The 24,950-nt window shown below is 65.6% G+C and carries 21 protein-coding genes, 1 tRNA gene and 1 pseudogene; 11 read left to right on the top strand and 12 right to left on the bottom strand.

Going from position 1 to position 24,950, the window contains the following annotated elements; translation table 11 throughout:
* Nucleotides 1-360: 360 nt before the first annotated feature.
* From NGM15_RS13060 to NGM15_RS13045, 4 genes and pseudogenes are all read right to left on the bottom strand, one after another.
* Nucleotides 361-1,008 carry a DUF8102 family protein gene (locus NGM15_RS13060; RefSeq protein ID WP_253431703.1) on the bottom strand — a complete coding sequence of 216 codons (648 nt, stop codon included), beginning with the start codon at nucleotides 1,006-1,008 and terminating at the stop codon, nucleotides 361-363.
* A 143-nt stretch (nucleotides 1,009-1,151) separates the two neighbouring features.
* Nucleotides 1,152-2,432, bottom strand: coding sequence for an amidohydrolase (locus NGM15_RS13055; RefSeq protein ID WP_253431700.1), 1,281 nt, complete (start codon nucleotides 2,430-2,432; stop codon nucleotides 1,152-1,154).
* A gap of 157 nt (nucleotides 2,433-2,589) precedes the next feature.
* A pseudogene (locus NGM15_RS13050) lies at nucleotides 2,590-2,983 on the bottom strand (Rid family hydrolase).
* Nucleotides 2,980-4,359: an aspartate aminotransferase family protein gene (locus tag NGM15_RS13045; protein WP_253431697.1), complete on the bottom strand. Its 1,380-nt coding sequence runs from the start codon at nucleotides 4,357-4,359 to the stop codon at nucleotides 2,980-2,982. The pseudogene NGM15_RS13050 and the gene NGM15_RS13045 overlap by 4 nt, the downstream one beginning before the upstream one ends.
* Nucleotides 4,360-4,667: 308 nt before the next feature.
* Between NGM15_RS13045 and NGM15_RS13040 the strand changes: the two genes are divergently transcribed.
* Both NGM15_RS13040 and ligA read left to right on the top strand, forming a co-directional pair.
* Nucleotides 4,668-5,114 carry a DUF2391 family protein gene (locus NGM15_RS13040; RefSeq protein ID WP_253431694.1) on the top strand — a complete coding sequence of 149 codons (447 nt, stop codon included), beginning with the start codon at nucleotides 4,668-4,670 and terminating at the stop codon, nucleotides 5,112-5,114.
* A gap of 49 nt (nucleotides 5,115-5,163) precedes the next feature.
* Nucleotides 5,164-7,305, top strand: coding sequence for an NAD-dependent DNA ligase LigA (ligA, locus tag NGM15_RS13035; RefSeq protein WP_253431692.1), 2,142 nt, complete (start codon nucleotides 5,164-5,166; stop codon nucleotides 7,303-7,305).
* Nucleotides 7,306-7,379: 74 nt separating this feature from the next.
* Here the strand turns inward: ligA and NGM15_RS13030 are convergent, their stop codons facing one another.
* Nucleotides 7,380-8,246 carry an ABC transporter permease subunit gene (locus NGM15_RS13030; RefSeq protein WP_253431689.1) on the bottom strand — a complete coding sequence of 289 codons (867 nt, stop codon included), beginning with the start codon at nucleotides 8,244-8,246 and terminating at the stop codon, nucleotides 7,380-7,382.
* A complete protein-coding gene (locus NGM15_RS13025) occupies nucleotides 8,243-9,166 on the bottom strand; it encodes an ABC transporter ATP-binding protein (RefSeq protein WP_253431687.1) in 924 nt (307 codons plus the stop codon). The genes NGM15_RS13030 and NGM15_RS13025 overlap by 4 nt, the downstream gene beginning before the upstream one ends.
* A gap of 129 nt (nucleotides 9,167-9,295) precedes the next feature.
* On the opposite strand from NGM15_RS13025, the gene NGM15_RS13020 reads away from it, so the two are divergent.
* Both NGM15_RS13020 and NGM15_RS13015 read left to right on the top strand, forming a co-directional pair.
* On the top strand, nucleotides 9,296-9,946 hold the full coding sequence (locus tag NGM15_RS13020) for an AAA family ATPase (protein WP_253431684.1): 651 nt from the start codon (nucleotides 9,296-9,298) through the stop codon (nucleotides 9,944-9,946).
* A gap of 1 nt (nucleotide 9,947) precedes the next feature.
* Nucleotides 9,948-10,364 carry an RNA-binding domain-containing protein gene (locus NGM15_RS13015; protein WP_253431681.1) on the top strand — a complete coding sequence of 139 codons (417 nt, stop codon included), beginning with the start codon at nucleotides 9,948-9,950 and terminating at the stop codon, nucleotides 10,362-10,364.
* 48 nt (nucleotides 10,365-10,412) lie between these two features.
* Here the strand turns inward: NGM15_RS13015 and NGM15_RS13010 are convergent, their stop codons facing one another.
* From NGM15_RS13010 to NGM15_RS12995, 4 genes are all read right to left on the bottom strand, one after another.
* Nucleotides 10,413-11,471 carry a heat shock 70 family protein gene (locus NGM15_RS13010; RefSeq protein ID WP_253431679.1) on the bottom strand — a complete coding sequence of 353 codons (1,059 nt, stop codon included), beginning with the start codon at nucleotides 11,469-11,471 and terminating at the stop codon, nucleotides 10,413-10,415.
* 154 nt (nucleotides 11,472-11,625) lie between these two features.
* Complete coding sequence (locus tag NGM15_RS13005; protein ID WP_253431676.1) at nucleotides 11,626-12,288, bottom strand: HAD family hydrolase; 663 nt, start codon at nucleotides 12,286-12,288, stop codon at nucleotides 11,626-11,628.
* Between the two features lie 79 nt (nucleotides 12,289-12,367).
* The gene (locus NGM15_RS13000; RefSeq protein ID WP_253431673.1) at nucleotides 12,368-13,795 is read right to left on the bottom strand and encodes an oxidoreductase; all 1,428 of its coding nucleotides are present in this window, start codon (nucleotides 13,793-13,795) and stop codon (nucleotides 12,368-12,370) included.
* Nucleotides 13,796-13,875: 80 nt separating this feature from the next.
* Nucleotides 13,876-13,963, bottom strand: a tRNA-OTHER gene (locus NGM15_RS12995).
* A 161-nt stretch (nucleotides 13,964-14,124) separates the two neighbouring features.
* Here NGM15_RS12995 and NGM15_RS12990 point away from each other — a divergent pair.
* A complete protein-coding gene (locus NGM15_RS12990) occupies nucleotides 14,125-16,050 on the top strand; it encodes a helicase C-terminal domain-containing protein (protein ID WP_253431670.1) in 1,926 nt (641 codons plus the stop codon).
* Nucleotides 16,051-16,232: 182 nt separating this feature from the next.
* Here the strand turns inward: NGM15_RS12990 and NGM15_RS12985 are convergent, their stop codons facing one another.
* Nucleotides 16,233-17,411 carry a class I SAM-dependent methyltransferase gene (locus NGM15_RS12985; RefSeq protein ID WP_253431667.1) on the bottom strand — a complete coding sequence of 393 codons (1,179 nt, stop codon included), beginning with the start codon at nucleotides 17,409-17,411 and terminating at the stop codon, nucleotides 16,233-16,235.
* Nucleotides 17,404-18,525, bottom strand: coding sequence for a 60S ribosomal export protein NMD3 (locus tag NGM15_RS12980; protein WP_253431664.1), 1,122 nt, complete (start codon nucleotides 18,523-18,525; stop codon nucleotides 17,404-17,406). Before NGM15_RS12980 ends, NGM15_RS12985 begins: the two co-directional genes overlap by 8 nt.
* A gap of 651 nt (nucleotides 18,526-19,176) precedes the next feature.
* Between NGM15_RS12980 and htpX the strand changes: the two genes are divergently transcribed.
* From htpX to NGM15_RS12950, 6 genes are all read left to right on the top strand, one after another.
* A complete protein-coding gene (gene htpX / locus NGM15_RS12975) occupies nucleotides 19,177-20,067 on the top strand; it encodes a zinc metalloprotease HtpX (RefSeq protein WP_253431661.1) in 891 nt (296 codons plus the stop codon).
* Nucleotides 20,068-20,353: 286 nt separating this feature from the next.
* On the top strand, nucleotides 20,354-21,061 hold the full coding sequence (locus tag NGM15_RS12970; RefSeq protein WP_253431659.1) for a class I SAM-dependent methyltransferase: 708 nt from the start codon (nucleotides 20,354-20,356) through the stop codon (nucleotides 21,059-21,061).
* 52 nt (nucleotides 21,062-21,113) lie between these two features.
* Nucleotides 21,114-21,560 carry a RidA family protein gene (locus tag NGM15_RS12965; RefSeq protein ID WP_253431656.1) on the top strand — a complete coding sequence of 149 codons (447 nt, stop codon included), beginning with the start codon at nucleotides 21,114-21,116 and terminating at the stop codon, nucleotides 21,558-21,560.
* 3 nt (nucleotides 21,561-21,563) lie between these two features.
* Nucleotides 21,564-22,142, top strand: a complete 579-nt coding sequence (locus tag NGM15_RS12960; RefSeq protein WP_253431653.1) for a hypothetical protein — start codon at nucleotides 21,564-21,566, stop codon at nucleotides 22,140-22,142.
* Between the two features lie 64 nt (nucleotides 22,143-22,206).
* Complete coding sequence (gene pspAB, locus NGM15_RS12955; protein WP_253431651.1) at nucleotides 22,207-22,812, top strand: PspA-associated protein PspAB; 606 nt, start codon at nucleotides 22,207-22,209, stop codon at nucleotides 22,810-22,812.
* A gap of 105 nt (nucleotides 22,813-22,917) precedes the next feature.
* Nucleotides 22,918-24,939 (top strand): MutS-related protein, encoded by a 2,022-nt coding sequence (locus tag NGM15_RS12950; protein ID WP_253438077.1) that lies wholly within the window; start codon nucleotides 22,918-22,920, stop codon nucleotides 24,937-24,939.
* Nucleotides 24,940-24,950: the final 11 nt, after the last annotated feature.

The raw sequence follows: 24,950 nt of genomic DNA, 5'->3' as shown, positions 1-24,950 counted from the left end.
CCCGAACCGAGCGACAGCCCACTGGTTGACTGAGCCTCCACCCACAGGTAGCCATGCTTCGTGTTGGCATACCGCTACCATTTACGTCGTATACAATAAGTGTTTCTCACTCTCACAAACCATCTACGGATTGCGTTTATTCTCGTCCACTTGAGAGACGAACAGCGTGCGAGAATTACCGCGCCGCGTCGCGCCGAATTTCGGGGGAACGGTCCAGGGTCCAAACAGTGCTCGACGGTGAAACAGATGGTAGTTAACGTGTCAGTCCCGTCTACCTGCTATCGGAGCCAGACGCTACGAACGATCGTCGGGAACGACGAACTGGGCTCTGAAAACGGAGTTCGATGGCAATAACGGCCGTCAGTTCGTCAACTCTTCGAGCGTCCGCTCTCGAGCCTCGGCACTCTCGGCCACCCGCTCGGCGAACTCATCGACGCGATCTTTGATCTCCTCGCGGGCCGTCTCGGGTGAGAATCCCTCGGACATCGTCAACAACCTGACGAACGCGCGAAGTTCCTCGTCGGTGAGCTGAGCGAACTCCTCGTTCTCGAGTTTCTCGATCACCGCGTCGACGTCGATCTGGCCGACCGGTTCGACGTTGAACTCGACGTTGACCATCCGATAGTTCGACCCGGCCAGGCGCTGTTCGGCCTTGCCGACGCCCTCCGAGAGCATATCCTTGAACGGCGTGTGATAGCCCATCGTCCCGAGGTGTAGAAAGGCGAGCACGTCGGTGATCCCCTGGGTGTAGGCGTCGCGGTCCTCGTCGTCGGGATCGAACACCGTCTCGCGGTCACGTTCTTCCATGTAGGCAAAGAGAATGCTGAAGTCGAGAACCGCATTTCGCACCCGGCGCCGGATCCGATTGCGCTTCTGTTTCTTCGAGTGATCGGTGTAGTCCGTCTTCCGACCGAGCAGGAAGTCGCGATCGGAGGGGGTGAGAATGCCCCGCGGCCGATCCGAGTCCGCTGCCGTCCGGAGGGACGCCGGCACGTCGTCCTGGCTCATAACCAATACACGGGGAGCCCGCGGATTAATCCTTCTGATCGAACGAACATGACGAGACGAGGAGGCGTCCAGGAGAGCACGATTCTGGCCATGTCTGGCCGTACCTGGCCGTGCCGAGCCGTACCGATCCCCACCTGGCCGTACTACGGCCGCTGACGCGAGCACGCCCGAATCGCGTCCGACAGGACCGCCACGCCGATTTCGAGGCTCTCGTCGTCGACGTCGAACGTCGGCGTGTGGTGGTTCGTCGGGTGGTCCGTCCCAACGAGGACGTACGACGCCAGACCGCCGCCGTCCTGGACGCGTTCCATCAGGTAGGTGACGTCTTCGCTGACGCCGAAGTCGGTCGTCTCGGTCACCTGGTGGACATCCTGGACGTTCCGCGCGACCGAGGCGACGAGTTCGCGCAGTGCCGGGTCGCTGTCCGCCCGGGGCGATTCGCTGATGACTCGCGGGGTTACGTCGCAGTCGTGCATCTCCGCGGCTGCATAGCAGACGCGCTCGAGTTCCGTTCGCATGTACTCCATCAGCCCCGTGGTCTCGCCACGGACTTCCGCCTCGATCGTGATTTCCTCGGCGATGACGTTGCTCGCGGTGCCGCCTTCGATGCGGCCGACGTTCACCCGGGTCATGCCGTCGCTGTGGCGGGCGATGCCGTAGGCGTTCTGAATCGCCGTCGCCGCCGCCTGCATCGCGTTGCCGCCCTCGTTCGGCGCCTTCCCGGCGTGAGCGCTCGCCCCCTCGAACGTGGCCGTCAGGTGTGCCATGGCCAGGGGTTTCTCGATGCCCGCGACGATCTCTCCCGTCGGGTGATCGAGACCGATGTGGAGCGCGAACAGGTAATCGAGGTCGTCGGCGTACCCACCCTCGGCCATCGCCTTTCCCCCGCCCGAGATTTCCTCGGCCGGCTGGAAGAACACCTTGAGCGTCCCCGAAAAGTCGCTGTTCCCTACCGCGTCGATCGTCTCCAGGGCGATCGCGATGTGGGCGTCGTGGCCGCAGGCGTGCATGTAGCCCTCGTGTTCCGATCGGAACCCCTCGGCGGTCGGTCGGTGGTCGTCGTCGGTCGACTCCGCCATCGAGATGCCGTCGAGGTCGACCCGCAGCCCGACCGTCGGCCCTGGCCCCTGCTCGATCACCGCGACGACCCCCGTGTAACCCCCTTTCATTCGATCGAGGAGATCCGATCGGACGCCAGCCCCACGGGCCCGCTCGAGCCAGGGTTCGAGTTCGGCGGCCGACGGGACGGCCATCCGCTTGTCGGCTGCGAGCGCCTCTCGTCCGATCACGATGTCGTCGACGTCGAGGGATTCGAGTTCCTCGACGACGCGGGCGGTCGTCCGGAACTCGCGCCAGCCGGGTTCCGGATGCCGGTGAAACGCCCGACGGAGGTCGACCACGCTCGTGTGTGCGTCGTAGGGCATACCTGGTGATGATAGGACTGGCGAATATTTAACTATGGGTAACGTGTGACACCTCGTCTTTGCGCCGAGTCGACGGTGAACCGATCCGAGCCACACCTCCGCGGAGACACGGGCCAACCCGACTATCGTACCTCCGCGAAGACGCGAACCGACCCCACTACGCGAGGAAAGCGACCGCGTCTACCCCGATCCGAACGTCATCGGGTACTTTCGAGCCCTCGACGCAAACGCTTGCGGGTGGCTCCTCGCCGAATCGTGCGCCGTAGGCCTCGTTGACGCGACCGTAGTCCCCGAGGTCGGTCACGTAGTCGTCACGTGACGATGTCGGCGAGGCCCTCGCCACCGGCCTCCTCGACCACGACAGCGACGTTCTCGAAAACGTAGACGGTCTGCGCGGCGATGTCGCCGTCGACGGCTTCGTCCGTTTCGGAGTCGACGGGGCCGCAGCCAAAAACGTAAAGCGTGTTTCCCGCTCGGACGCCCTGGGGTCGGGGGTTGTCGTTGCTCGGTGTGCCGTCCGTTTCGATGGCGTTCGAACTGGACGTTGTCAGGCAACGCGTTTGGCTTCAGTCACGTGTTCGATCGCCTCCACGACGACGTCGAGCGCCGTCTCGGCCAGGTCGCGGGTGAGGACCAACGGCGGGAGCAACCGGAGGACGTTCCCCTGGCGACCGGCCGTCCAGACGAGGACGCCGCGTTCGAAACAGTACTGCTGGATCGCGTCGACGAGATCGCCGTCCGGCGTCCCGTTCGCGTCGACGAACTCGGCGCCGATGAACAGTCCCTTCCCGCGGACGTCGGCCAGTCGATCCCTTTCCTCGGCGGCCTCCAGGAGTCGGCTCTGGATGTACTCGCCGAGGTCCCGAGCGTGGGCCAAGAGATTGTGCTCCTGGATGTACTCGATGGCGCGGGCCCCGGCGCGCATTCCCACAACGTGGCCGCGGTAGGTGCCGGCGTGGTCGCCTGGCCCCCAGGTGTCGAGATCCTCGTGGTAGATGGTGGCCGACAGCGGGAATCCCGCCCCGCCGAGGGCCTTCGCGGAGGTCATGGCGTCCGGGGTAACGCCCTCCCAGTCGCAGGCCCACCATTGACCGGTACGGCCCAGACCGCTCTGGATCTCGTCGAAGACGAGCACGACGTCGTTGTCGTCGGCAATATCGCGTACCCCCTGCAGGAACCCAGCCGGCGGCGTGACGATGCCGCCCTCGCCCTGGATCGGCTCGACGATGATCCCGGCCGGGTTGGCCAGTCCTCCGTAAGGATCCTCGACGATCGCCTGCACCTCCTCGAGCGCGTGGTCGACGGCCTCGTCGGGCGTCTTGTCCTGGCGAAACGGATGGGGGTACGGCGCGTGAACGACGTCTGCGAGCAGGGGCGTGTAGTGGCCCTTGAACTTCTTGTTCGAGGTGACGCTCATCGCGCCGGTCGTCGCGCCGTGGTACGCCCCCCGGAAGGCGATGAGGCCGTCGCCGCCGGTGTTGTACTTCGAGAGTTTGATCGACGCCTCGATGGCGTCACTCCCAGTCGGACCGCCGAAGACGACCTTGTTCTGTCCCTGTAGCCCGTCCGGGGCGATCTCGTCGAGTTTTTCGATCAACTCGAGTCGTGCCTCGGTCGGAAAGTCGACCGTGTGGACGAACTTGTCGGCCTGTTCGTGGACGGCCTCGAGCACGTAGGGGTTGGCGTGGCCGACGTTGAGCACGCCGATCCCCGCGAAGAGATCGATGTACGTGTTGCCGTCGGCGTCGCGGACCGTCGCTCCCTTCCCTTCCTCGAACGCGATCGGAATGTCGTTCGGGTACGCGACCGCGCTGCTGTCTATGTCCCGCTGTTTCTCGAGCAGCGACCGGGTTTTCGGCCCGGGAACGGAATCAACGTCCGGTGCGTCGTCGAAGTGAAGGTCGGCGATCGGCGGTCCTGCCGTCATACGTGACTCGTTGTGAAACAGCTACTAATATTTTGTCCACAATATCTATTCAAGTCATACACAATTACTGAATAGGCCGCGAACTCCACGCCCGCTTCGGCGTCGGCGACGGCGTCCGCCAGCGCGTCGACGATGGCTTCGTTGTCGAGCGCACGAGTTCGGCACCACCCCGGCCGACAGCGGTACACTCTCGTCGAGCCGGTCGAAACGCCCAACCGGTGGATGGGAGCACTGAAACGGCCGACCCTCGACAGCCGTAGCCGTCTCGAGATCGGGCGATACTTGACGAGTCGTCCGCTACTTCGAGCATGCAACTTCGTCGTCCTCATCGGCCGCCCCAGTTCCGGGTGGCCGACTCCGCCCAGCAACTCGTCGGCGGATTCCTGCTGGCGGGGCCGTTCGTCGTCACCGAGGAGGTCTGGGTTCTCGCGTCGAATATGCACCTCGTGCAAGCGCTCGCGACGGTCGGCGTCGTCTTCGCGATCGGGTACGCGGCGCTGTACGCCGCAGATTCGAGGCGCAATCCCGACGTGGAGAAGGAAGTCGGCGGCATCCCGCTGCGATTTATCTCCCTCATGCTCATCTCGTTCGGATCGGTCACAATCCTGGCGCTGCTCTTCGACGCACCCGATACGTTTATCGAGGAAGCCGAAACCTCGACCCAGGTTGCAGTGATCACCGCCAAGGCGATCAGCGTCGGCTCGATCTTCAGCGTCGTCGGGGCGGCGACGGCCGACAGCGTCTTCTCGAAGTGACGACTCGCGAAGCCCACGTTTTAATCGGATCGGGACGAACGCTCGGGTAATGTCCACACCGACGACGGAGAATCCCTACCTCCGGGATCCGCCGGTCGAGTTCGATCCGGTCGAAAACCTCGACCTCGAGGCAGTCGAGGTGCAGGTTGAACGCCTGCGGGAGGCCATCCGCGAACACGACCGCCGGTACTACGTCGAGAACGATCCGATTATCGCCGACCGTACCTACGACCGACTCTTCTCTCGCCTGCAGGAACTCGAGGACGAATTCGACCTCGCTCACCCCGACAGCCCCACCCGAGCGGTGGGGGGCGAACCGCTCGAGGCCTTCGAGACGGTCGAACACGTCGCGCCGATGCTCTCCATCGACGCCAGCGGCGAGGCCGACGACGTCCGGGAGTTCGACGAGCGCGTGCGCCGGGAACTTCGCGACGCGGGCTACGACGACGAGATCGCTTACGTCTGTGAACCCAAATTCGACGGCGTCTCCATGGAGTTCGTCTACGAGGACGGGAGCCTCGAGCGGGCGGTCACCCGCGGCGACGGCCGCGAAGGGGACGACGTGACGCGAAACGCCCGAACGATCGGCTCAGTCCCCCAGCGATTGCACGACGATCCGCCGGAATCCTTCGCCGTCCGCGGGGAAGTGTACATGCCAAAAAACGCCTTCCAGGCGCACAACCGCGAGCGCATCGAGCGCGGCGAGGAGCCGTTCGCCAATCCCCGGAACGCGACCGCGGGGACGATCCGTCAGCTCGATCCCGCCGTCGTCGCCGAGCGCCCGCTCGAGGTGTTCTACTTCGACGTACTCACAGCGAGTGACCTCGCTGACAGTCACCGCGAAGAACTCGAGGACTTTCCCCGGTACGGCCTCCGGACCAACGACCGCGTCGAACTCGTCGAAAGCGCGGATCGACGTTCCGCGAACGATCGAGCGGGGGACCCCCGAGACGCGATCGACAAGGCCATCGACTACCGCGACCGCCTGCTCGAGGAACGCGACGACCTCCCCTACGAGATCGACGGCGTCGTGATCAAGGTCGACGACCGCGAGGCCCGCGAGGAACTCGGGCAGACGGCCCGCCACGACCGCTGGGCCTACGCCTACAAGTTCCCCGCCCGCGCGGAGGTGACGCCCATCGTCGACGTCGCCGTCCAGGTCGGGCGAACGGGGCGGGTCACGCCGGTCGCGCTCCTCGAGCCGGTCGACGTCGGCGGCGTCACGGTCTCGCGAGCGAGCCTCCACAACCCCGAGGAGATCACCGCGAAGAACGTGAACGTGGGCGACACCGTCAGGGTCCAGCGTGCTGGCGACGTCATCCCCTACGTCAAGGAGGTCGTCGAGAAGGGGAGCGAGGGACACTACGAACTGCCCGATACGTGTCCCGTCTGCGGGAGTACGGTCGAACACGACGGCCCGCTGGCGTTCTGTACGGGCGGCCTGGCCTGCGACGCCCAGCGTCGGCGATCGATCGAGTACTACGCGAGCGACGACGGCCTGGACCTCGAGGGGCTGGGCGAGAAGACGGTCCGACAGCTGGTCGACGCGGGGTTGCTCGAGAGCGTCGCCGACCTCTACGAGTTACCGGAAAAGCGAGACGCACTCCGCGACCTCGAGGGGTGGGGTGAGACGAGCGTCGAGAACCTGGTGAACGAAATCGAGGCGAGTCGCGAGCCGCCGTTAGCGGATTTTCTCTCGGCACTCGGCATCCCCCACGTGGGGCCGACGACCGCTCGCGAGCTGGCCCGCGAATTCGGCTCCTTCCGGGCTTTCCGCCGGGTCGCCGAGGACGACCCCGCGAGACTCGAGGGCGTCGACGACGTGGGCGAAACCGTGGCCGAGACGATCCACGAGTTCTTCGCGAGCGAGGCGAACGCGGCGGTCGTCGACGCCGTGCTCGAGCACGTCTCCCCACAGGAAGGCGACCTCGAGGACGGTAGCGACGAACTCGCGGGCCTGACGTTCGTCTTCACGGGGAGTCTTGGAGGAATGACCCGAGGCGACGCCCAGGAGCTGGTCGAAGCCTACGGCGCGAACGCGACGGGGAGCGTCTCCGGCAACACCGACTACCTCGTCGCCGGCGAGAATCCGGGGACGACGAAGGTCTCAGACGCCGAGGAGGGGGGCGTGGACGTACTCGAGGAGGACGCGTTTCGGGCGTTGCTCGAGCAGCGGGGTATCGAAGTCTGATCCGGTCGGGGGCTCGCGGCGAGGATTCGAGAAGGGACAAAGGCAAAGGCGGTCGGCGGGTACCGAGCGACGCACTACAGGTCGATCTTTTCGAACCGGGCGTACCCGATTGCGAGCGGAACCGCGATCCAGAGCGCGAGAATCACGAACGCGAACCAGTGCTGGAGGTAGAACGGCTGAGAGATTGCATCGACCGCTTCCGGATTCTCGACGAAGAGCGGCCCGCCGACGAACGACGTGTTCGGGATGTCGTGTCGGAGCGAAAGGAGCGCCATCAGCGAGTCCAGGAAGACGACGAACAGGTCGAAGCGCTGGATGAAGAGCAGCAGGTCGCCCGAGAACAACTCGAGTCGGCCGTTGACGTACCCGAACAGGCTCTGCCAGAAGTACAGCAGGAAGAACGCGCCGACGCCGCCGATGGTGGCGCGAGTCTCGGTGCTGGTGAACGCCGACACGCTGAGGCCGATGGCGACGAAGACGACGCCGAAACAGATGGTCACGAACACGAGTGCGACGTACTCGAAGAACGGCAACTCGCCGGTCTGAACGAACATGATGATCGCTGCGGGGACGAACCCGGCGAGAATCGCGGCAGTCAGCAGACCGGCGCGGCCGATAAACTTGCCGAGGATCACTTCCTGGCGGGTGTGGGGCAGTGAGAGGAGAATGCGGATGCTCCCGAGTTCTCGTTCGCGGACGATGGATTTGATGCTCACCACGAGGCCGGTCAGCGGAACCAGGAAGATGATAGCAGCGACCACGGAGAGACCGAGCAACGCGAACAGCGCGACGCCCGAGTCACCAGACTGTCCCTCGAACCCGCGAGTAGCGACGTAGGTGAATCCACCCATCGAGAGCAAGAACAGCGCCATCAGCGCCCACAGCAGACGCGAGCGGATCCCGTCCCGGAAATCCTTCCGGACAATGGCGGTAACGCTCATGCCGTCACCTCCGTATACCGCTGGAAGACGTCCTCGAGTGACGCCTCCGCCGTCGAGAAGTCCTGGACGACGATACCGGCATCCTCGAGTGCGCTGAGCACCGCCGTCTTCGAGCCCGTCGTCTCGACGGCGACGACCGCCCCGTCCGAACCGGATTCGAGAGCTTCGGCGCGTTCGACCCCCTCGAGCGCGCGGACGGCCTCGAGCGCGGGTTCGGTAATCCGGTCGGTCTCGATACGCAGTTGGCTGGCCGTCGAGACGGAGTCGCGAAGCCCCTCGACGCTGTCGACGGCGACCATCTCGCCGTTTCGAATAATTCCGACGCGATCACAGACCGCCTCGACCTGCTCTAAGATGTGACTCGAAAAGAAGATGGTCGTCCCGCGGTCGTTCTCCTCGCGAATGAGCTGGCGCATTTCGCGGGCGCCGTTGGGGTCGAGGCCGGTGGAGGGCTCGTCGAGGATTAGCATGTCCGGGTCGCCGACGAGGGCCATCGCGAACAGGAGTCGCTGGGACATCCCCTTCGAGTAGCCGCCGGCCTTGCGGTCGCCGTCCTCTGGAGAGAGGCCGACCCGCTCGAACAACAGGTCCGGCTCCTCGGTCGCGTCTTTGGACTCGATGGCGAACTCGAGGTGCTGACGACCGGTGAGGCGGTCGTAGGTGGTGAATCCCTCGGGGAGGACGCCGAGGCGCTGTCTGATCGCTTTACTCTCCGCCTGGGCGTCCATGCCGAGCACGGAGACGGTGCCGTCGGTCGGCCGGATGAAATCGAGCAGGAGGTTGATCGTCGTCGACTTTCCGGCCCCGTTCGGTCCCAGGAAGCCGAAGATTTCGCCGTCTTCGACAGTCAGCGAGAGGTCGTTCAGGGCGGTGACGTCACCGAATCGCTTCGTGACGTTCGTGACCTCGATTGCGTTCATACGGTCCGCTACTAAATGCAGGGATAAATACCCACCGATAGTATAGGAATGTCAACACGATTCGTCGGGGAGCCCGCCGTGACTCGCGAGACACAGCCCTTATGCACACGTCGCCTGTACACGCATCCGATGTACGTTATCGGAACCGTCGGACTCCCGGGAAGCGGCAAGGGCGAAGCCGCGACGGTCGCCCGCGAGCGAGGAATCCCGGTCGTCACGATGGGCGACGTGGTTCGACAGGAAACCACCGACAGGGGACTCGACTCCAGCAAGGACCACGGGACGGTCGCCCAGGCGCTGCGGGAGGAGAACGGTCCCGCCGCCATCGCCGAACGCTCCCTCCCGATGCTCGAAGACCGCCTGGAGGACCACGAGGGCGTCCTCGTCGACGGTATTCGATCCGGCACCGAGGTCGACGTCTTCGAGGAGCGCTTCGGCGAGGACTTCACGCTCGTGAGCATCGAGGCCCCCTTCGGCATCCGTCGCGAACGCGTCGTCGACCGCGGCCGGGACGCCGACGAGGACGACGGCGGCGAGGGACTCGAGGCCCGCGACGAGCGCGAACGCGGCTTTGGGATGGACGACGCGATGGCACGTGCGGACGTCGTCGTCGAGAACACCGAGAGCCTCGAGGCGTTTCGGTCGCAGATTAGCGAGGTGCTCCAGGCGGCGGCCGACGGTACCGACGTCGATTCTGGCGAAGAGTCCCAGGACGCCGACAATGTCGAAGACGTCGAAGATGCCAAAGATACCGAACCGACCCTCGAATCCGAACCCTGACATGACCACGCTCTACCGCGTCGACGTCGAAATCACTGCCCCCGTCAACGACACGGAAGTCACGAGCCGGGTCGAAGACGCCATCAGGAACCTGTTTCCGAACGCCGAGCCCGAAGAGCGCTTCGGCGAGGTGACGGCGACAGCCCACTCCATGGAGCACTTCTCCGAGCAGCTCCACCGCCAGGAGATTCTGGATACTGCCCGTGGCGAGTTCTTCTCGAGCCGCGAGGGCGACACGTTTCACTTCGCGCTGAAGAAGCAAGCGGCGTTCGAGGGACGCGTGAACTTCTCGGTCGGCGAACCCGACGAACTCGGCGAGATCGCCGTTCGCGTCCGCGTCGAGGAACCGTCGCTCGAGGCCTACGTCGATCACGTCGCCCCGCGGACCGAGGGCGGGCGGCCAGTCGACTCGTCGTAGTCGGTTCCGATAGTCGCGAATCGTAATTCATACCGGTGTTCGCTTTCCTTATGCCCCGCACGCTTCCGCCAGCTCGAGTTGCTCCTCCGCGTCGGCCTCTCGCTCTTCGGCCGTGCGCCGGTCTCCGTCGTCGGCCGCCTTCGCCGCCTCGTTGAACGCGACCGCCGCCCGCTCGAGGTGGTCGGACTGGCACAACGCCGTCTCGAAGTACGCGACTAGCCCCTCGGGAGCGTCCGCGTAGCCGTCCTCGAGCAACGCTGCGGTATCCGCGTAAATCGTCGCAGCGTCGTCGAAAGCCGTACACGCCGCGTCGAACGCTTCTTCGTCGGCCAGGGTACCGCCTTCCTCGAGGGCCTCATGGCCGGCAACGAGGGACACGAGAGACTCCGAGAGGACGACCAGGGAGTCGACGACGGACTCGAGCGTCCGGACGCCGTCCTGGACGGCCGCGAGGTCCGTGATCGCGAGGTCGGCGAGCCGGTCGGCATCGAGGGATTCGACGCCCTCGAGCGCGGGTTCGAGGGTCTCCTGGGCGGGGGCGAAGGTGTCGACCAGCGACTCGGCGACCGACCGGGCCGTCACGAGGTTCTCGTCGACGATGGCGTCGTTGACCCGATCGACCTCCTCCTCGAGACCGTCGTCGGTGACGACGGCCGTCACCTCGATGGCGGGGCCGAGGACGGCCGCGTAGGCGTTCAGTTCCTCGATGTCGGCGCGCTGTGCCTCGGTCGGGCCGGCGTCTTCGGCCGCCTCGAGCGACTCGAGGGCTTCGTCGAGAAACGCCTGGGGCTCCTCGGGATCGTAGTCGGCCGATTCGGGATCTTCGAGGGAGTTGCGGGATTCTCGAAGCGAGGCGCCGGCGCGGTTCAGTCGCCCGGCAGCCATTCGAATCTCGCGGTCGGCTTCGTCGCGTCCGGCGCTGCCGCCGGTTGTGGAGTCGTCAGTGCCGTCGGTGCTGCCGGTGCCGTCGTCCTCCGCCCCGTCGCCGTTCCCAGCCGTCCGGTCGGCGTCGCTTCTGGATGTCGCCTGGAGATCGTCGAGACAGCCAGCCAGACCGCCCACGGCGAGACCGGCGGCGATCGTCTCGAGATAGCGACGTCTGTTCATGTATTCACTAGTGACGCTCACGACGTTTGAACGTACTGGCCAAAGAGGGGGTTGTTAGCAGGGATCACAGGGAGTGTCAATACTAGAGACCACAGAGAGCACCAATACCAGAGACCACAGAGAGGGTCGTCAGCAGAGGCCACAGCAAGTCACGTTAACGAGAGCTACCCTGGACTCGCTCGAGAACCGCATTGCGCAACTCGAGCGGGGCGTCGACGACCGCGTCGGCAGGCGAGTAATCGACGTCGTCGTGAGCGTCGATCTCGTAGGCGATGCAAATCGTCCCCGCACGGGCCGCCGCGCGGATCCCGTGCTCGGAGTCCTCGAGGACGACGCACTCCCCGGGTTCGACGCCGAGTTCGGCCGCAGCGTACTCGAAGACGTCCGGTTCCGGCTTGCCCGGCCCGTCGATCTCCTCGGCGCTGACGATCGCGTCGAACCGATCCGCGAGGTCGAAGCGCTCCAGGACGACGTCGATCCAGTCGTGGGGCGACGAGGAGACGATGGCTCGTGGGACGCCCTGCTCCTCGAGTTCGTCGAGCAGGTCGTGAGTGCCCTCGAGGAGGGTCACGCGATCGCGGTAGAGGGTCTCGGCGGCGTTTTCGAACAGGTTCAGGAACTCCTCGCGGGAGACCGCCGTCTCGTACTCCGCGTCGAGGTAGTCGTAGATTTCACGGTAGTTCATTCCGGTGATCTCGGCGACCTCGACGTCCTGATCGGGGACGACCTGTGGGAGGAGTTCTTCGCGTTCGAGGGTGACCCAGTAGTCCTCGGAGTCGACGAGGACGCCGTCCATGTCGAAGAGTACTGCGCGCATGCTGGCTCGAGGTTTCGGGCGGCAGAGCATAGGCGTTCGGCTGGCAGCCGGGGACCGGTGGCCAACACGGGGTGGGAGGTCACTCCCGGCCGTCGTAGGCGCCCTCCCGCTCGAGTTCGCCCCGTTTGCTGAGCACCGACGGCGTGCGACAGATTCCCGGAGCGCTTGTTACTTGCGGCACCGTACAGTTGTTGCAATTCTCACAGAGAACCCGCGTTTCCGACGTGAGTTCGCGGCTCTCGCCGGTGGCGTCGGGCACAACCACGCCAGCGGAGTCGACCGTGGCAGCGGACGCAGATTCGAGCAGTCGCGCGCCCAACCGGGGCTCGGCGTAGAACGGGCGAGCCATGCCGACGGCGTCGCAGGCGGGGTCCGCGTTCCTGGCCGTCCCATCGTCGGTCTCGCCAGCCGCGCCCAGCAACCGGTCCATCTGCCCGCGCTCACGAATCCCGCCCTCGGCGAGCACCGGAATCGACACCCGCTCGCGGACGCGACGGCAGAAGTCCTCGTTCCAGGCCGGCTCGAAGTCGTAGACCAGCGACTCGAGCCGGTTGCCCAGCGCGACGAGTCGCCGCCGCCGCGGGCCGCCGAATGCCTCGTCGTACCCCTCGCGAAGGGCCTCGTTCTCCCAGGCCCGTTTCGGATACCGTCCGCGGACGATGCTCATGTCCCAGGCGACCGAAGTCTGGACCGGAACCACACCGTCGTAACCGATCCGCTCCAGACGCCTCGCGATTTCGACGCCGTCCTGGAGGGAGAGCTTCCGGCAGACGATCGGCCAGGGCGGGGCTGGCGTCTCGGCGGGAACCTTGGTGATCAGCGGGATGTCTCCCGCTCGGTCGCGAATCTCGTCGTGGACGGCATCCAGGAAGGCGAGTCGGTTCTCTGGTGAGCCGCCGAACTCGTCGTCACGGCGGTTGTAAAACGGCGAGAGGAACTGCTGGACGATACCCATGTTCGCCCCCGAGATGTGGATGCCGTCGTAGCCGGCGTCGACGCAGTACGCCGCCGAACGGCCGAAGTCGACGGCCAGTTCGTACACCTCCTCGGTCGTCATGACGTGTGGGTCGTAGGCCAGAAAGCCCGCCCGGTCGAGTGCGCGAAGCGGTGCCGGGAGAGGGGAGACGGCGAGTTGCTCGAGGTCCGGGTGCTCGCGTCGGTAGCCGGCGTGCCAGGTCTCCATGCTCCGGAGGCCCCCGTGCTCGAGTTGCACGAAGATTCGACTTCCGTGGTCGTGGACCCGGTCGGTGAGCCGCGAGAGTCGGGACACGAAGTCGGGGTCGTGGACGCGAGTCATCCCTGGAGCAGCACAGCCGCCCTCGCCGCGAACGATAGTCGCCCCCTGACAGAGCAATCCGACGCCCGACGCGGCGGCCGGTTCGAGGTCTTCGATCAGCGTCTCGACCGCGTCGGGCCCGTTGCCCGCACACTCGAGGACCGGCGCACGGTAGAGTCGGTTCGGGATCTCGACGCCGCCGATCTCGAGCGGGTCCTCGAGGCGTGCCATAGCATCCGTTCGCAGGCGGTGACAAAGAGCGTGGTGCTCGGCTCACGGCATGGCTATAGAAAATATAGCAAAGGCGGGAGCGGAAGGGGTGGGATTCGAACGCCACGAGGCCGGACGGCCCCCGCGGGTCAGAGACGCCGCGGTGCTCTTCCGCTGAGCGACCCTTCCGTACGTCGTTCGAGGCCAACGATCCGGATTGTAATTGGGTTCCTACCCTCGCGTAAGCCGGGCGTTCTCACCGGAAGCTCACCTCGAAGTCGACCGGCGTAGATTCCAGGACGCGCGAGACTCCGCAGCCTTTAGGACCACGCCCGCCGGTGACTCGAGTGGTGAATCCCGACCGGATCTTCGAGGCGTTCCCCGCGCCGAGCTACCGGGGCAACCAGGAGCAGGCCCTCCGCGACATTCGCGACGCCTTCGAGGCGGGCAACGACGTCGTTCTCGTCCGCGCGCCGACGGGCAGCGGCAAGTCCCTGCTGGCTCGTGCGGTCGCCGGCTGTGCCCGTACGGTCGACGAGGCCGACCCAGTGGAGGCGACCGGCGCCTACTACACGACCCCGCAGGTCTCCCAGCTCGACGACGTGGCCGGCGACGACCTGCTCCAGGACCTGAACGTCATCCGCGGGAAGTCGAACTACACCTGCATCCTCCCCGGCGAACTCGACACGCCGGTCAACCAGGCCCCCTGCGTCCGCGAGCGGGGATACGACTGCTCGGTCCAGCACCGCTGTCCGTACTTTTCCGACCGGGCCATCGCCTCCAATCGCTCCATCGCGGCGATGACGCTCGCGTACTTCATGCAGACCGCGGGCAGCGAGGTGTTCCGTAAGCGCGACGTCGTCGTGATCGACGAGGCCCACGGGCTCTCCGAGTGGGCCGAGATGTACGCGACGATCCAGCTTGGCCCCCGGACGGTCCCGTTCTGGGACGACCTCCGGGTGCCCCAGGTCGACTCCGTCGAGGGAGCGGTCCGCTACGCGGAGGCACTCGCCCGGCGATGTACCAGCCGGAAGGACGAGTTGCTCGCCCAGGAGTCGCTGTCACCAGGCGAGGTCAGAGAACGCGACCGCCTCCAGGAACTCATCGGCGAACTCGACTTCTTCGTCGAGGACTATCGCGATCCACAGAGTCCGACGACGTGGCTGGTCGACCAGGACGATGACGGGGACTCGAGTCGTGATCGTGACAGAGGGGCGAACGCGAGGGGCAGTGGGGACGAGGACGAAACCGAGAACCCCAACGGCGGCCCCCTCACCATCAAGCCGATGGACCCCGAGCGCTACCTCCGGTACACCGTCTGGGACCGGGGCAACAAATTCGCGCTCCTCTCGGCCACGATCCTCAACAAGGACGCCTTCTGCCGACACGTCGGTCTCGAACCCTCCCGCGTCGCTCTCGTCGACGTTGGCCACACCTTCCCCGTCGAAAACCGTCCGCTCTACGACGTTACCCAGGGAAAGATGACCTACGAGCATCGCGAGGAGACCCTGCCAAAGATCGCCCGCACCATCGTCCGTATCATGCAGGCCCACCCCGACGAGAAGGGGCTGGTCCACGCCCACTCCTACGCGATCCAGGAGCAACTCGAAGCCCTCCTCACCGATTTCGGTGTCGGTGACCGCGTCCGGGCGCACAGTCGCGACGACCGGGACGCCGATCTCGAGTCCTGGAAGGCGTCCTCGGAACCGGACGTCTTCCTCTCGGTGAAGATGGAGGAAGCCCTCGACCTGAAGGGCGACCTCTGTCGCTGGCAGGTGCTCTGTAAGGCACCCTTCCTGAACACGAGCGACTCGCGAGTGGCTCACCGACTCGAGCAAGGGCAGTGGGCGTGGTACTACCGGGCGGCGCTCCGGACCGTGATTCAGGCCTGCGGCCGGGTGATCCGCGCCCCTGACGACCACGGGGCGACCTACGTCGCGGACTCGAGCCTGCTCGATTTGTTCGATCGGGCCCGGACGGACATGCCTGACTGGTTCGCGGAGCAGGTCGACCGGCTCGAGGAACCCGATCTGCCGGAGTTCGAACCGCGAGCGGCGCTCGCCTCGACGGACGAGAGCGGGGAGTACTCGAGGACGTTATCGGGTCGCGGGTCGGCACGCTCCGGGTCGTCGAGTGCTTCGGGGACCGGCTCGAGTGAGAAAGCGGCCGAGGACGACTCGAGCGGTGCACGAGGCCGGTCCCGTTCACGGTCGCGACGCGGCCGACGCTCCTCGAAGCGCAGCCCGCTCGCGGACGTCTGGGATACGGAGAGTTAGAAGATAAACGTCGCACCCCAGGCGACCATCGAGGTGATCATCAACAGGGCGAACAGTGCCGCAATAATCTGATTTTTGTTCATACCGAGACGGTTCGAACCCCGGTCGTATCAATTTCACGCCCGAAACGTTCGTGAAAGGTGCAACGCCGGCAGGTGTAAACGGGTGCCGAGGCCGCTCGGTCACTCCACCCGGACGTCCAGGACCACGTGCTCGACCCCTGCGCTGTGTGACTTCACGCGCCGCTTCTCGAGCACCTCGAGGGTTCGCCCTGCCCGTTCGACGGCGGCCTCGAGTCGACCGATCGGTCGCTCCCAGAGCTCCGATTCGGGCGTCGCCTCGTGGTAGTGGACGACGCCGCCCGGTTCGAGGGCCTCGAGGGCCGCGGGGAGAAAGTCGACGGCTTCGTCGGTTCTCGCGCCGTGTCCCGCCTCGTCTTCGCTGTCGGCGTAGCCGTAGTACCCCATGACGACCCGGTCCGCGCGAACGTCGGCGACCAGGTCACGACAGTCACTGTGGTAGGCGTCGACCCGACTCGAGACGTCGTTGGCCATCGCGTTCTCAAGCAGGTAACGAAACGCCGTCGGATTCAATTCGGTGGCCGTCACCCGTGCCCCCGCTCGTGCCATCGGGAGCGTGAAGTAGCCGATGCCGGCGAACATGTCGAAGACGCGCTCGTCGGGCTCCACGACCTCGGCCATTCGCCGCCGTTCGGCCTGATTCCCCGGCGAGAACATGACGCGAGCGGGGTCGAGTCCATACTGCGTCCCGTCCTCGACGTGGACCGTCTCGGTGTCGCCCGAGCCCGCGAGCAGTCGCGTTCGGGGTTCGCGGTAGGTGCCGCCGTCGCCTTCGCCCTCGTTCGAAATCCCCTCGTCGGCGAGCACGCTGTCGGCCTCACCGTGGAGTGCGAGTAAGGCCTCCCCGAGTTCGGTCTCGTCGTAGCAGTCGTCGGGAACGCGAACGAGAATCACCGAGCCGATAACGGCCCAGGAGCCGGGCGCCGTCTCGAGGTCGGCGTCGGTCCACCCCCGCTCGCGGAGGTGGTCGGCCAGGTCGCGGGTGCGGTAGGCGGGGTCGATTTGACGGACGACCTCCAGGACGGCCGTCTCCGTGGGTGGCTCGAGCACCGGGAGCGCCACGGTCTCGGAGCCGTACTCCCGCACCCGGCGGTCGTCGTCGTAGACGCCCTCGGCCCGCAGGGATTCGATCGCTGTCTCCGAGCGCGGTTTCTCGACGACGACGGCGAGCGGGTCGTCTCGGGGTTCGATCGCGGTCGAATCCGACGAGATGAAATCTGTCGTATCGGCGTCGGTACTCGAGTTCGAATCGTCGTCTGAACTCGAGGGGTCCTCACTCATCGTCCTTCGGCAAAATGTGCAATCCCGCACGACTCTTCAGCGCCGGTACTTCCTCCGCGTCGGCATCGACGTACTCGGGCCGGGAAATCGTCTTCGCCTGGTAGGTCTCGGGGTCGAGCACCTGGATCGAACGCTCGTCCTCGACCGTGACGACGGTCGCCTCGACGGCGTCCTGGCGCTCCCCGAGTTTGCGGGCCTCTGGGGCGTTCCCCTCCTCGTAACTCGCCTCGTAGCGCTCGCCCGTCCGTAACCGGATCCCCTTGAGGTTGCCGTGGGCGCTGCTGACCAGGACGGGCCCCTCGTCGTCGTTCGCGAGGTCGATCACGTCGCCGGGGACGTACGGCGGGAGACGAACCGCGAACGTCACGCGGTAGACGCCGTTGCCGTCCTCGTCCTCTGTCACCAGGGTTTCGGCGTCGTTGACGGTGCCGCCGAACTCCTCGACCATCTTGTTGGCGATTTTCTTGCCGATCTTGTTGGTCGAAACCCGCATGTTGAGGCCGTCGTCGGTCTCCGTGGTCTCGGTGATGAAGGCGTTCCGGTCCCCGGTCGCCTCCATGTCCGCGACGATGTTCTCAGCGATTTCTCTCGCCCGCTCGAGTTCTTCCGTCGTGGGCGTCCGGCCCTCGGCCCGGATCTGGACGATACTGGCGTAGTAGTCCCCGGCGATGCGACCGCACCGGGTGCAGGTCTGGCGGGCGATTTTCACCGGGATCATCACCTGCTCTTCGACGGGCGTTCCGCGAACCGTTCCCGTGAAGAAACAGTGCATCCGGATCGTGTTCGGGCCGACCTCCTCGGGTTCGACCTGCCAGGCGACGTCCTCGACGTCGACGTGGACGGCCAGGGCCTCGCTCACCTCCTCGATGGCGACGTCGGTGTAATCCTGTGCGCCGATGTCGACCCAGCGGCGGCCCCGGTGAACGGCCCCACACTGGGCGCAGACGCGCACATCGATCCGGTCGGGCGCGTCGATGAATTCGAAGTCGTCGAAGTAACAGCTGTCACAGAGGTCGACGTCGGTCCCCGGTCGGAGGGGGTCCGTCGCGTCGCCTTCGCTCCGCTCCGGCACCGGATCGCCACAGCGGGGACAGAACGCACGCGAATCGGTCATGTCCCGTGGTTGGAGACTGAGGGAGTTAAGCGACGCGTTCGTCACCGACGTCGGCCCGTTTCCAGCGGGACGTTTCCACCCGAAATAGAGGGGTTCGACGGGCCGTTCGGTCATAGCGTGTGGGAGCTCCACCCGAAATTAAGGGGTTACGGATCGTGTTATCAGACCACACGGTATTCGTCTCCGCTGAGCGCGGTTTTCGAGCGAGAAGTCGAATCTCCCCCGTTGCTGTCGGTTTCGGTCGAGGTGTTACCGATCATCAAACATCTAGAGCGACGTATTTCACGCTCGTCTGACGTTTCCGGTGGAACTCGAAGACGGTACGTCTGACGCGTGGCGTACGCACGAGCGTCGATACCGGTGGTCGCCCCCTCGTGCTCGACTTTCCAGGGGAAATAGAGGGGTTTGGGAACGCTCACTCGGCGCTTCGACGTACCCGCTCGAGCACTCGCGACCCAGCTGAAAGATGAGATTGGGGTAGCAGAACGTATCGAGGGAGCAATATCGTCGGCTATCCGTGTCGCTGCTGGAGGTCGACAGGGTCGATCACGAGCGCGACTCGAGGACGACCGCGAGCGAAGCGCTCGGTCCGGCGACCCGCTCGAGGCGCGTTCGCGGCGGATTTATCCGCACTCGGTCCATTGTTCGAGTATGGACTGGAAACCGGACTGGGGATTGCGGTTTCGGATGTTCCTCACGATGTTCCTGCTGTTCGCCCTGTACATCGTCTTCGCAGGGGTGTTGACGGCGTACATCGCGGGCGGAGCGAACCTGCTGATCTTCGGCCTGCTCTTCGGCGGGATGTCGCTGGTGCAGTACTTCTTCAGTGACACCCTCACCCTCAAAACAATGGGCGCAAAGACGGTCTCCGCCGAGGAGTACCCACAGCTTCACAGCGCCGTCGAACGCCTCTCCCAGCAGGCCGACCTCCCGAAGCCGAAAGTCGCCGTCATCGACTCGAAGGTACCCAACGCGTTCGCGACGGGGCGAAACCAGAAGAACGCCGCCGTCGCCGTCACCACGGGACTGATGCGGACACTTGACCGCGACGAACTCGACGGCGTCCTCGCACACGAGCTCGCCCACGTCAAGAATCGAGACATGATGGTGATGACCATCGCCTCGTTCCTGTCGACCATCGCGTTCATGATCGTCCGCTGGGGCGCCTTCTTCGGCGGCGGCCACGGTCGCGGCCGCGGCGGCGGTGGCGGCGTGATCGTCGCCATCGTCGTCTCGCTGGTCGTCTGGATCGTGAGTTACCTGCTAATCCGGGCGCTCTCTCGGTACCGCGAGTTCGCCGCCGACCGGGGCGCTGCGACGATTACCGGCAACCCCTCTGCGCTCGCCTCCGCGTTGCTGAAGATTTCGGGCGAGATCGACAAGGTTCCCGACAGGGACATGCGCGAAGAAGCCGAGATGAACGCCTTCTTCATCATCCCGCTGAAGTCCGGCATCGTCGGAAAACTGTTTTCGACGCACCCCTCGACCGAGCGGCGAGTCGAGAGTTTGCGCCAACTCGAGCGCGAGATGGAGACAGTATAGATCCTCGCTCGAGTTTCGACAGTACCGGATCCGGTGAGAATCCGCGACGAACGCCGAAAACTATTTAACCCGCCACACCGAATTATTACATACAGAAAGTAAACGAATTAAAATCGGTGCTTTCTTTTATCACTACCAATACGTGTAGCTACAGCGCTCGAAAGTCCTGATCTCGGGCGCACTGTGAAACGACGACTCGCCTTCGATCCCACAGCGACGGCTCTCTCCACGAGTCGACCGCTCCCACCGACCGACACCCGATCGTACGGATAGCAACTCCTCACGCATGACAGACACCCCTTTCGGGCAGACCATCGACTGGAACCGCTTCTGGGAGACCGCCGACGCGGACGACCGCGCCGGCGCGACCCCCAGTACCCACCACCTGACCGACCTCCTCGAGGACTTCATCGCCGCGAAAGGAGTCCCTGATTCGGTCGCGGACGTCGGCTGTGGCCCCGGCGAGGTCGCCTTTACCGTCGCGAAACGCCACCCGGAAACCAGCGTCGTCGGCTACGACGCCGCCGACTCGATTCTCGCGGCGAACCGCGATCGAGCGTGCTCGAACGGGGTCGAGAACGTATGCTTCGAACGCGCCGTGCTCCCCGAGTTCGATCCCGGTCGGCAGTTCGACCTCGTGTGCTGTTACGCGACGCTGTGTTACGTCGACGACACCGAACGCGCGCTCCGTGCGCTGTACGACGCGGTCACCCCCGGAGGCCACCTCGTGCTCGGCTACATCACCGAGGCCGGGCGCGATCACTACGACGGTCGTCTCGCGGACTCCGACGCGTGGCGCGAGCACGACCCGGACTTCGATCCCCACGGGTTCGCCAGGCGGTTCCGGCTGGTGTTCGAGGGGGAAAGTACGCTCTCCGAATCGGCAATCGAAGACGCTCTCGGCACTCCGCCGCGGCAGTTCTGGGAATTCACCGAGAAACCCGAGGAGCGTTGGGCCTGGGATCACGTTCCGTTGGTCTGGTTGCCGAAATGAGTCCATTCCAGGAACGCGGCGAATCCAGTCGAAACGCAGACACGAGATACAGATGAAGAAAACCGTCATCGCACCCGGACAGGGCACGATTGAATCGGACGTCATCGACGAACCACAAATTTCGCTCGCAGTGGCGACGCATCACGACACGCACACGCACGTCGAGATCAACGGCCTCGTCTACCCCGAAGGGGACGTTCGTGAGCAGACTCGGCAGATGCTGGGCCTCGTTGAAAAGATACTCAAGGACCTCGAGGGGTCGATGCACGACATCGTGAAGTTCCGATGGTTCGTTCGCGAGGATGTCCTCGACGACGAAACCAGAGGGACGATTCACGATGTCCGATCGGACTTCATCGACTATCCTCACTACCCGGCTAGTTGCATGGTCGGGGTTGCCAGTCACAACGTCGACGGAGCCCTCGTAGAACTCGAAGTGCGGGCGACGATTCCCACCGACGGCGAGTGGACAGTTCGAACGACTACCGGCGACGAATAACTAATGACGGAGAAATCACCACGATCCGCGACCAGCTCGACGCGCACCGACTCCCTGACCGACCTCGAGTCGCTCACCGACCCGGCTCGGTTTCGAGACCGCGACGACGTTCACTACGAGGAACGCACCGAGATCCACGCCGACGAGAACCACTGCCGCGCCCACAGTCGCGGGATGGCCGTCGTCGGGGTCACCGCCGCCGACGGCTCGGTTCTGATCGCCACTCACCTCGAGGAACCCGTCGCCCTGTTGCCGAACGCTCGCCTCGAGGACGAAGACGGCGGTAACTGGCTCGCGGCTGCCGATCGAGCGGTCGAACGGCTCACGGACGAGCCCGTCGACATCGGCCGTCCAATTCGCGTGCGAGCAGTCGAGCACGTCCTCGAAGGAGAAGAAACGACACACACCTCGAGTCACACCGTCGTCTTCGAGGCATCCCCGGAAGTGGACGGGGGGACGGCGGCCGATCTCACCGCCAGGACGACCTGTGGCTGGGACGCCGACTGGTACACTTCGTTCCCCGACGGCTGTGCGGAGACGCCCGAGCAGCCGGCGGCGGACCTTCAGTTGTTCCTCGAGTGAGCGTGCCGAACGCCTTCGAGCAAGAAAACGCGAGCTTTCAAACCCTGGCCGTCCAACGAGGGGTATGGGACTGCTCGACGGACTGCGATCCGTCCTCGGCATACGCGCCGAATCGGACGCCAGCCGGGACGCCAACCCCGAGGACCTCTTCGGGATGAGCACCGCGTATCTGACGATGGAAGCCGACCTCGGCTACGACTCCGCCGACGCGGGCGCGCTCTGCTTCGCCGGCGTCGATTCGAGCAGCTTTCGCGACGCCGTCGAAAACGTCGAAGCCATCCTGGAGGCCGGCAGCGAAGACACCGGCACCGACTTTCGCGTCACCGAGGACGACCACGGCTACCACTGGGTCGTCCTCGAGGACTCCGACCCCGAGGACCTGATCACCAGCCTCCACTTCGCGGCGGACACGTTCATCGAGGAAGGGTTCGGCTCGCGGCTGCTCGCAGCCGTCTTCGCCTACCGAAACGACAGCGGGCCCGCCTACTGGATCTACTCCTTCCGGCGCGGAGCGTACTACCCCTTCGCGCCACGGGCCGGCCGCGAGCGCGATTCGGGAACCGAGTTCAAACTCGAGTCCGTCCTGGATGGCGAACTCGAGATCGAATCCGACAAGGAGTACTGGTATCCCCTGTGGCCGAGCACGAGCGGGCGTCATCCCTGGGAGTAGCGTGCTCACCGGGGGCGTGCGATCCACGACTCGAGAGTCGAGAGTCGGCCCGAGAACGGGGCGGGACCTTTTTCTCGTCTCGGCGGGACGTGGCGGTCGATGGCAATGGACCTCGAGTCGATCCCGGGCGTCGGCGCGAAGACCGCCCGTGCACTGGACGAACTCGACGACCCCGAGCGGGCCCTCGAGAGCGGCGACGTGGCCGCACTCGCCAGCGCGCCCGGCGTCACCGTCGGCCGAGCCGCTCGCATCGCCCGTGGGGCGATCCGACGCGAACACGACGACCCCGGCGGCTTCCTGGCGACCGATCGGGGGCGCGAGATCTACCGACAGGTGCTCTCGCTGTGCCAGGATCGAACGGTGACCGACTACGCGGCCCACCGCCTCGAGACGCTGTACCCCAGTTCCAGGCAATCGCGCATCCAGGAGGTGCAGAACTTCTCCCGTCGAGCGATCGAGCGCGACCCCGGTTCGGCCGTGCTCGAGGCCCTCGAGGGCGTCGAACCGCTCGAGCGTCCCGGCGACGTTCGCGTCCGGGACCGGTGTCTGGCGACCACCGACGCCGAGCGCTACGCCGAGGCTCGCGAAGCGATTCCCGAGATCTCCGTCGAAATCGTCGAGGATGCCCAGGGGCTCGCCGAACTGGCGAGAGGCTATTCGACGGTGGTCGCGATCGACGAGTCCTTCGCCGGGGTCGAGGTCGAGGGCGACGTACAGGTTCGCCCGGATGCGCTCGCAGATCCCGCCGACGTGGTTCCGGAGCGCCCGCTCGCGTTCTTCGCCCGCAACCGGGAGCGACTGCGGGCAGCGGTTGCGGTTCATCGTGCGATCGACGGTGGTGGTGGTGATACCGGCTCGCAACTGGACGCGACGGTCGACCTCGACGCCCTCGAGAACGGCCTCGAGCGCCTCGACGACGACGGCACCGTCGCCGGCGACCCCGAACTCGACCGGCTGACGGTCGCCGTCGACGACCTCGACGCGGTCGCGGGCGTCGCCGAGAGCGTCGCCAACGACCGACTCCGCGAGGCGATCGAGGAACGAGACGTGACCATCGAGGGCGCCGATCTGCTCTCGCTCGTCGAACGCGGTGCCGGCGTTGACTCGCTGCTCTCTCGCGAACTCGCCGACGAGTTCGCCGCAGCGATCGAGGCCGCCCACGAGCACCTGGTCGACGCCCTCGACCTGGATGTCGGCGAGGCCGAACTCGCCCGCCACGTCTTCGACGACGAGCCGACCTTCCCCGTCGAGCGCGACGAGAACGCCACGGCACGGCTTCGCGAGGAACTCACCGTCGCCCGGGACCGGCGGGCGGCCCAGCTCAAACGCGACCTGGCAGCCGACCTCGCCGCTCAGCGCGAGGGCGCCCACGGCCTGGTTCGCTCGGCGCTCGAACTCGACGTCGAACTCGCGATCGCCCGGTTCGCCCGCGACTTCGAGTGTACGATGCCCGAGTTCGTCTGGGACGGCGGAGACGCCGAGGGAACCGGGTTCGCCATCGAGGGCGGCCGGTCGCCCGTCCTGGAGGAGCCACTCGAGGCGATCGAGCCCGTCGACTACGCGGTGTCGGGCACCACCCTACTCTCGGGAGTCAACAGCGGTGGAAAGACTTCGACGCTCGACCTGGTCGCGAGCGTCGTCGTGCTCGCGCACATGGGTTTGCCCGTACCCGCCGAAGGGGTCCGACTGCGTCGCTTCGACGACGTACACTACCACGCCAAGACGCAGGGAACCCTGGACGCGGGGGCGTTCGAGTCCACTGTCCGGGAGTTCGCAGACCTCGCCACCGGCGGCGAGGGATCGCTCGTTCTCGTCGACGAACTCGAGAGCATCACCGAACCCGGGGCGAGTGCGAAGATCATCGCCGGTATCCTCGAGGCACTCGCCGAGAACGGCGCGACGGCCGTGTTCGTCTCCCACCTGGCCGGCGAAATCCGGGAGATGGCCGCCATCGACGTGGCCGTCGACGGCATCGAGGCCGTCGGCCTGGTCGATGGCGAACTCGAGGTCAACCGGTCGCCGGTCAAGGACCACCTCGCCCGGTCGACCCCCGAGTTGATCGTCGAGAAGCTTGCCCAGGAGGGGAACGCCGCATTCTACGACCGGTTGCTCGAGAAGTTCGAGTGAACGCGGTCGGG

This window comes from Natronosalvus halobius (genome assembly GCF_024138145.1).
Classification (GTDB): Archaea; Halobacteriota; Halobacteria; order Halobacteriales; family Natrialbaceae; genus Natronosalvus; species Natronosalvus halobius.
The sequence above is the reverse complement of the archived record's forward strand: the minus strand, read 5'-3'. Positions and strand labels throughout refer to the sequence as shown.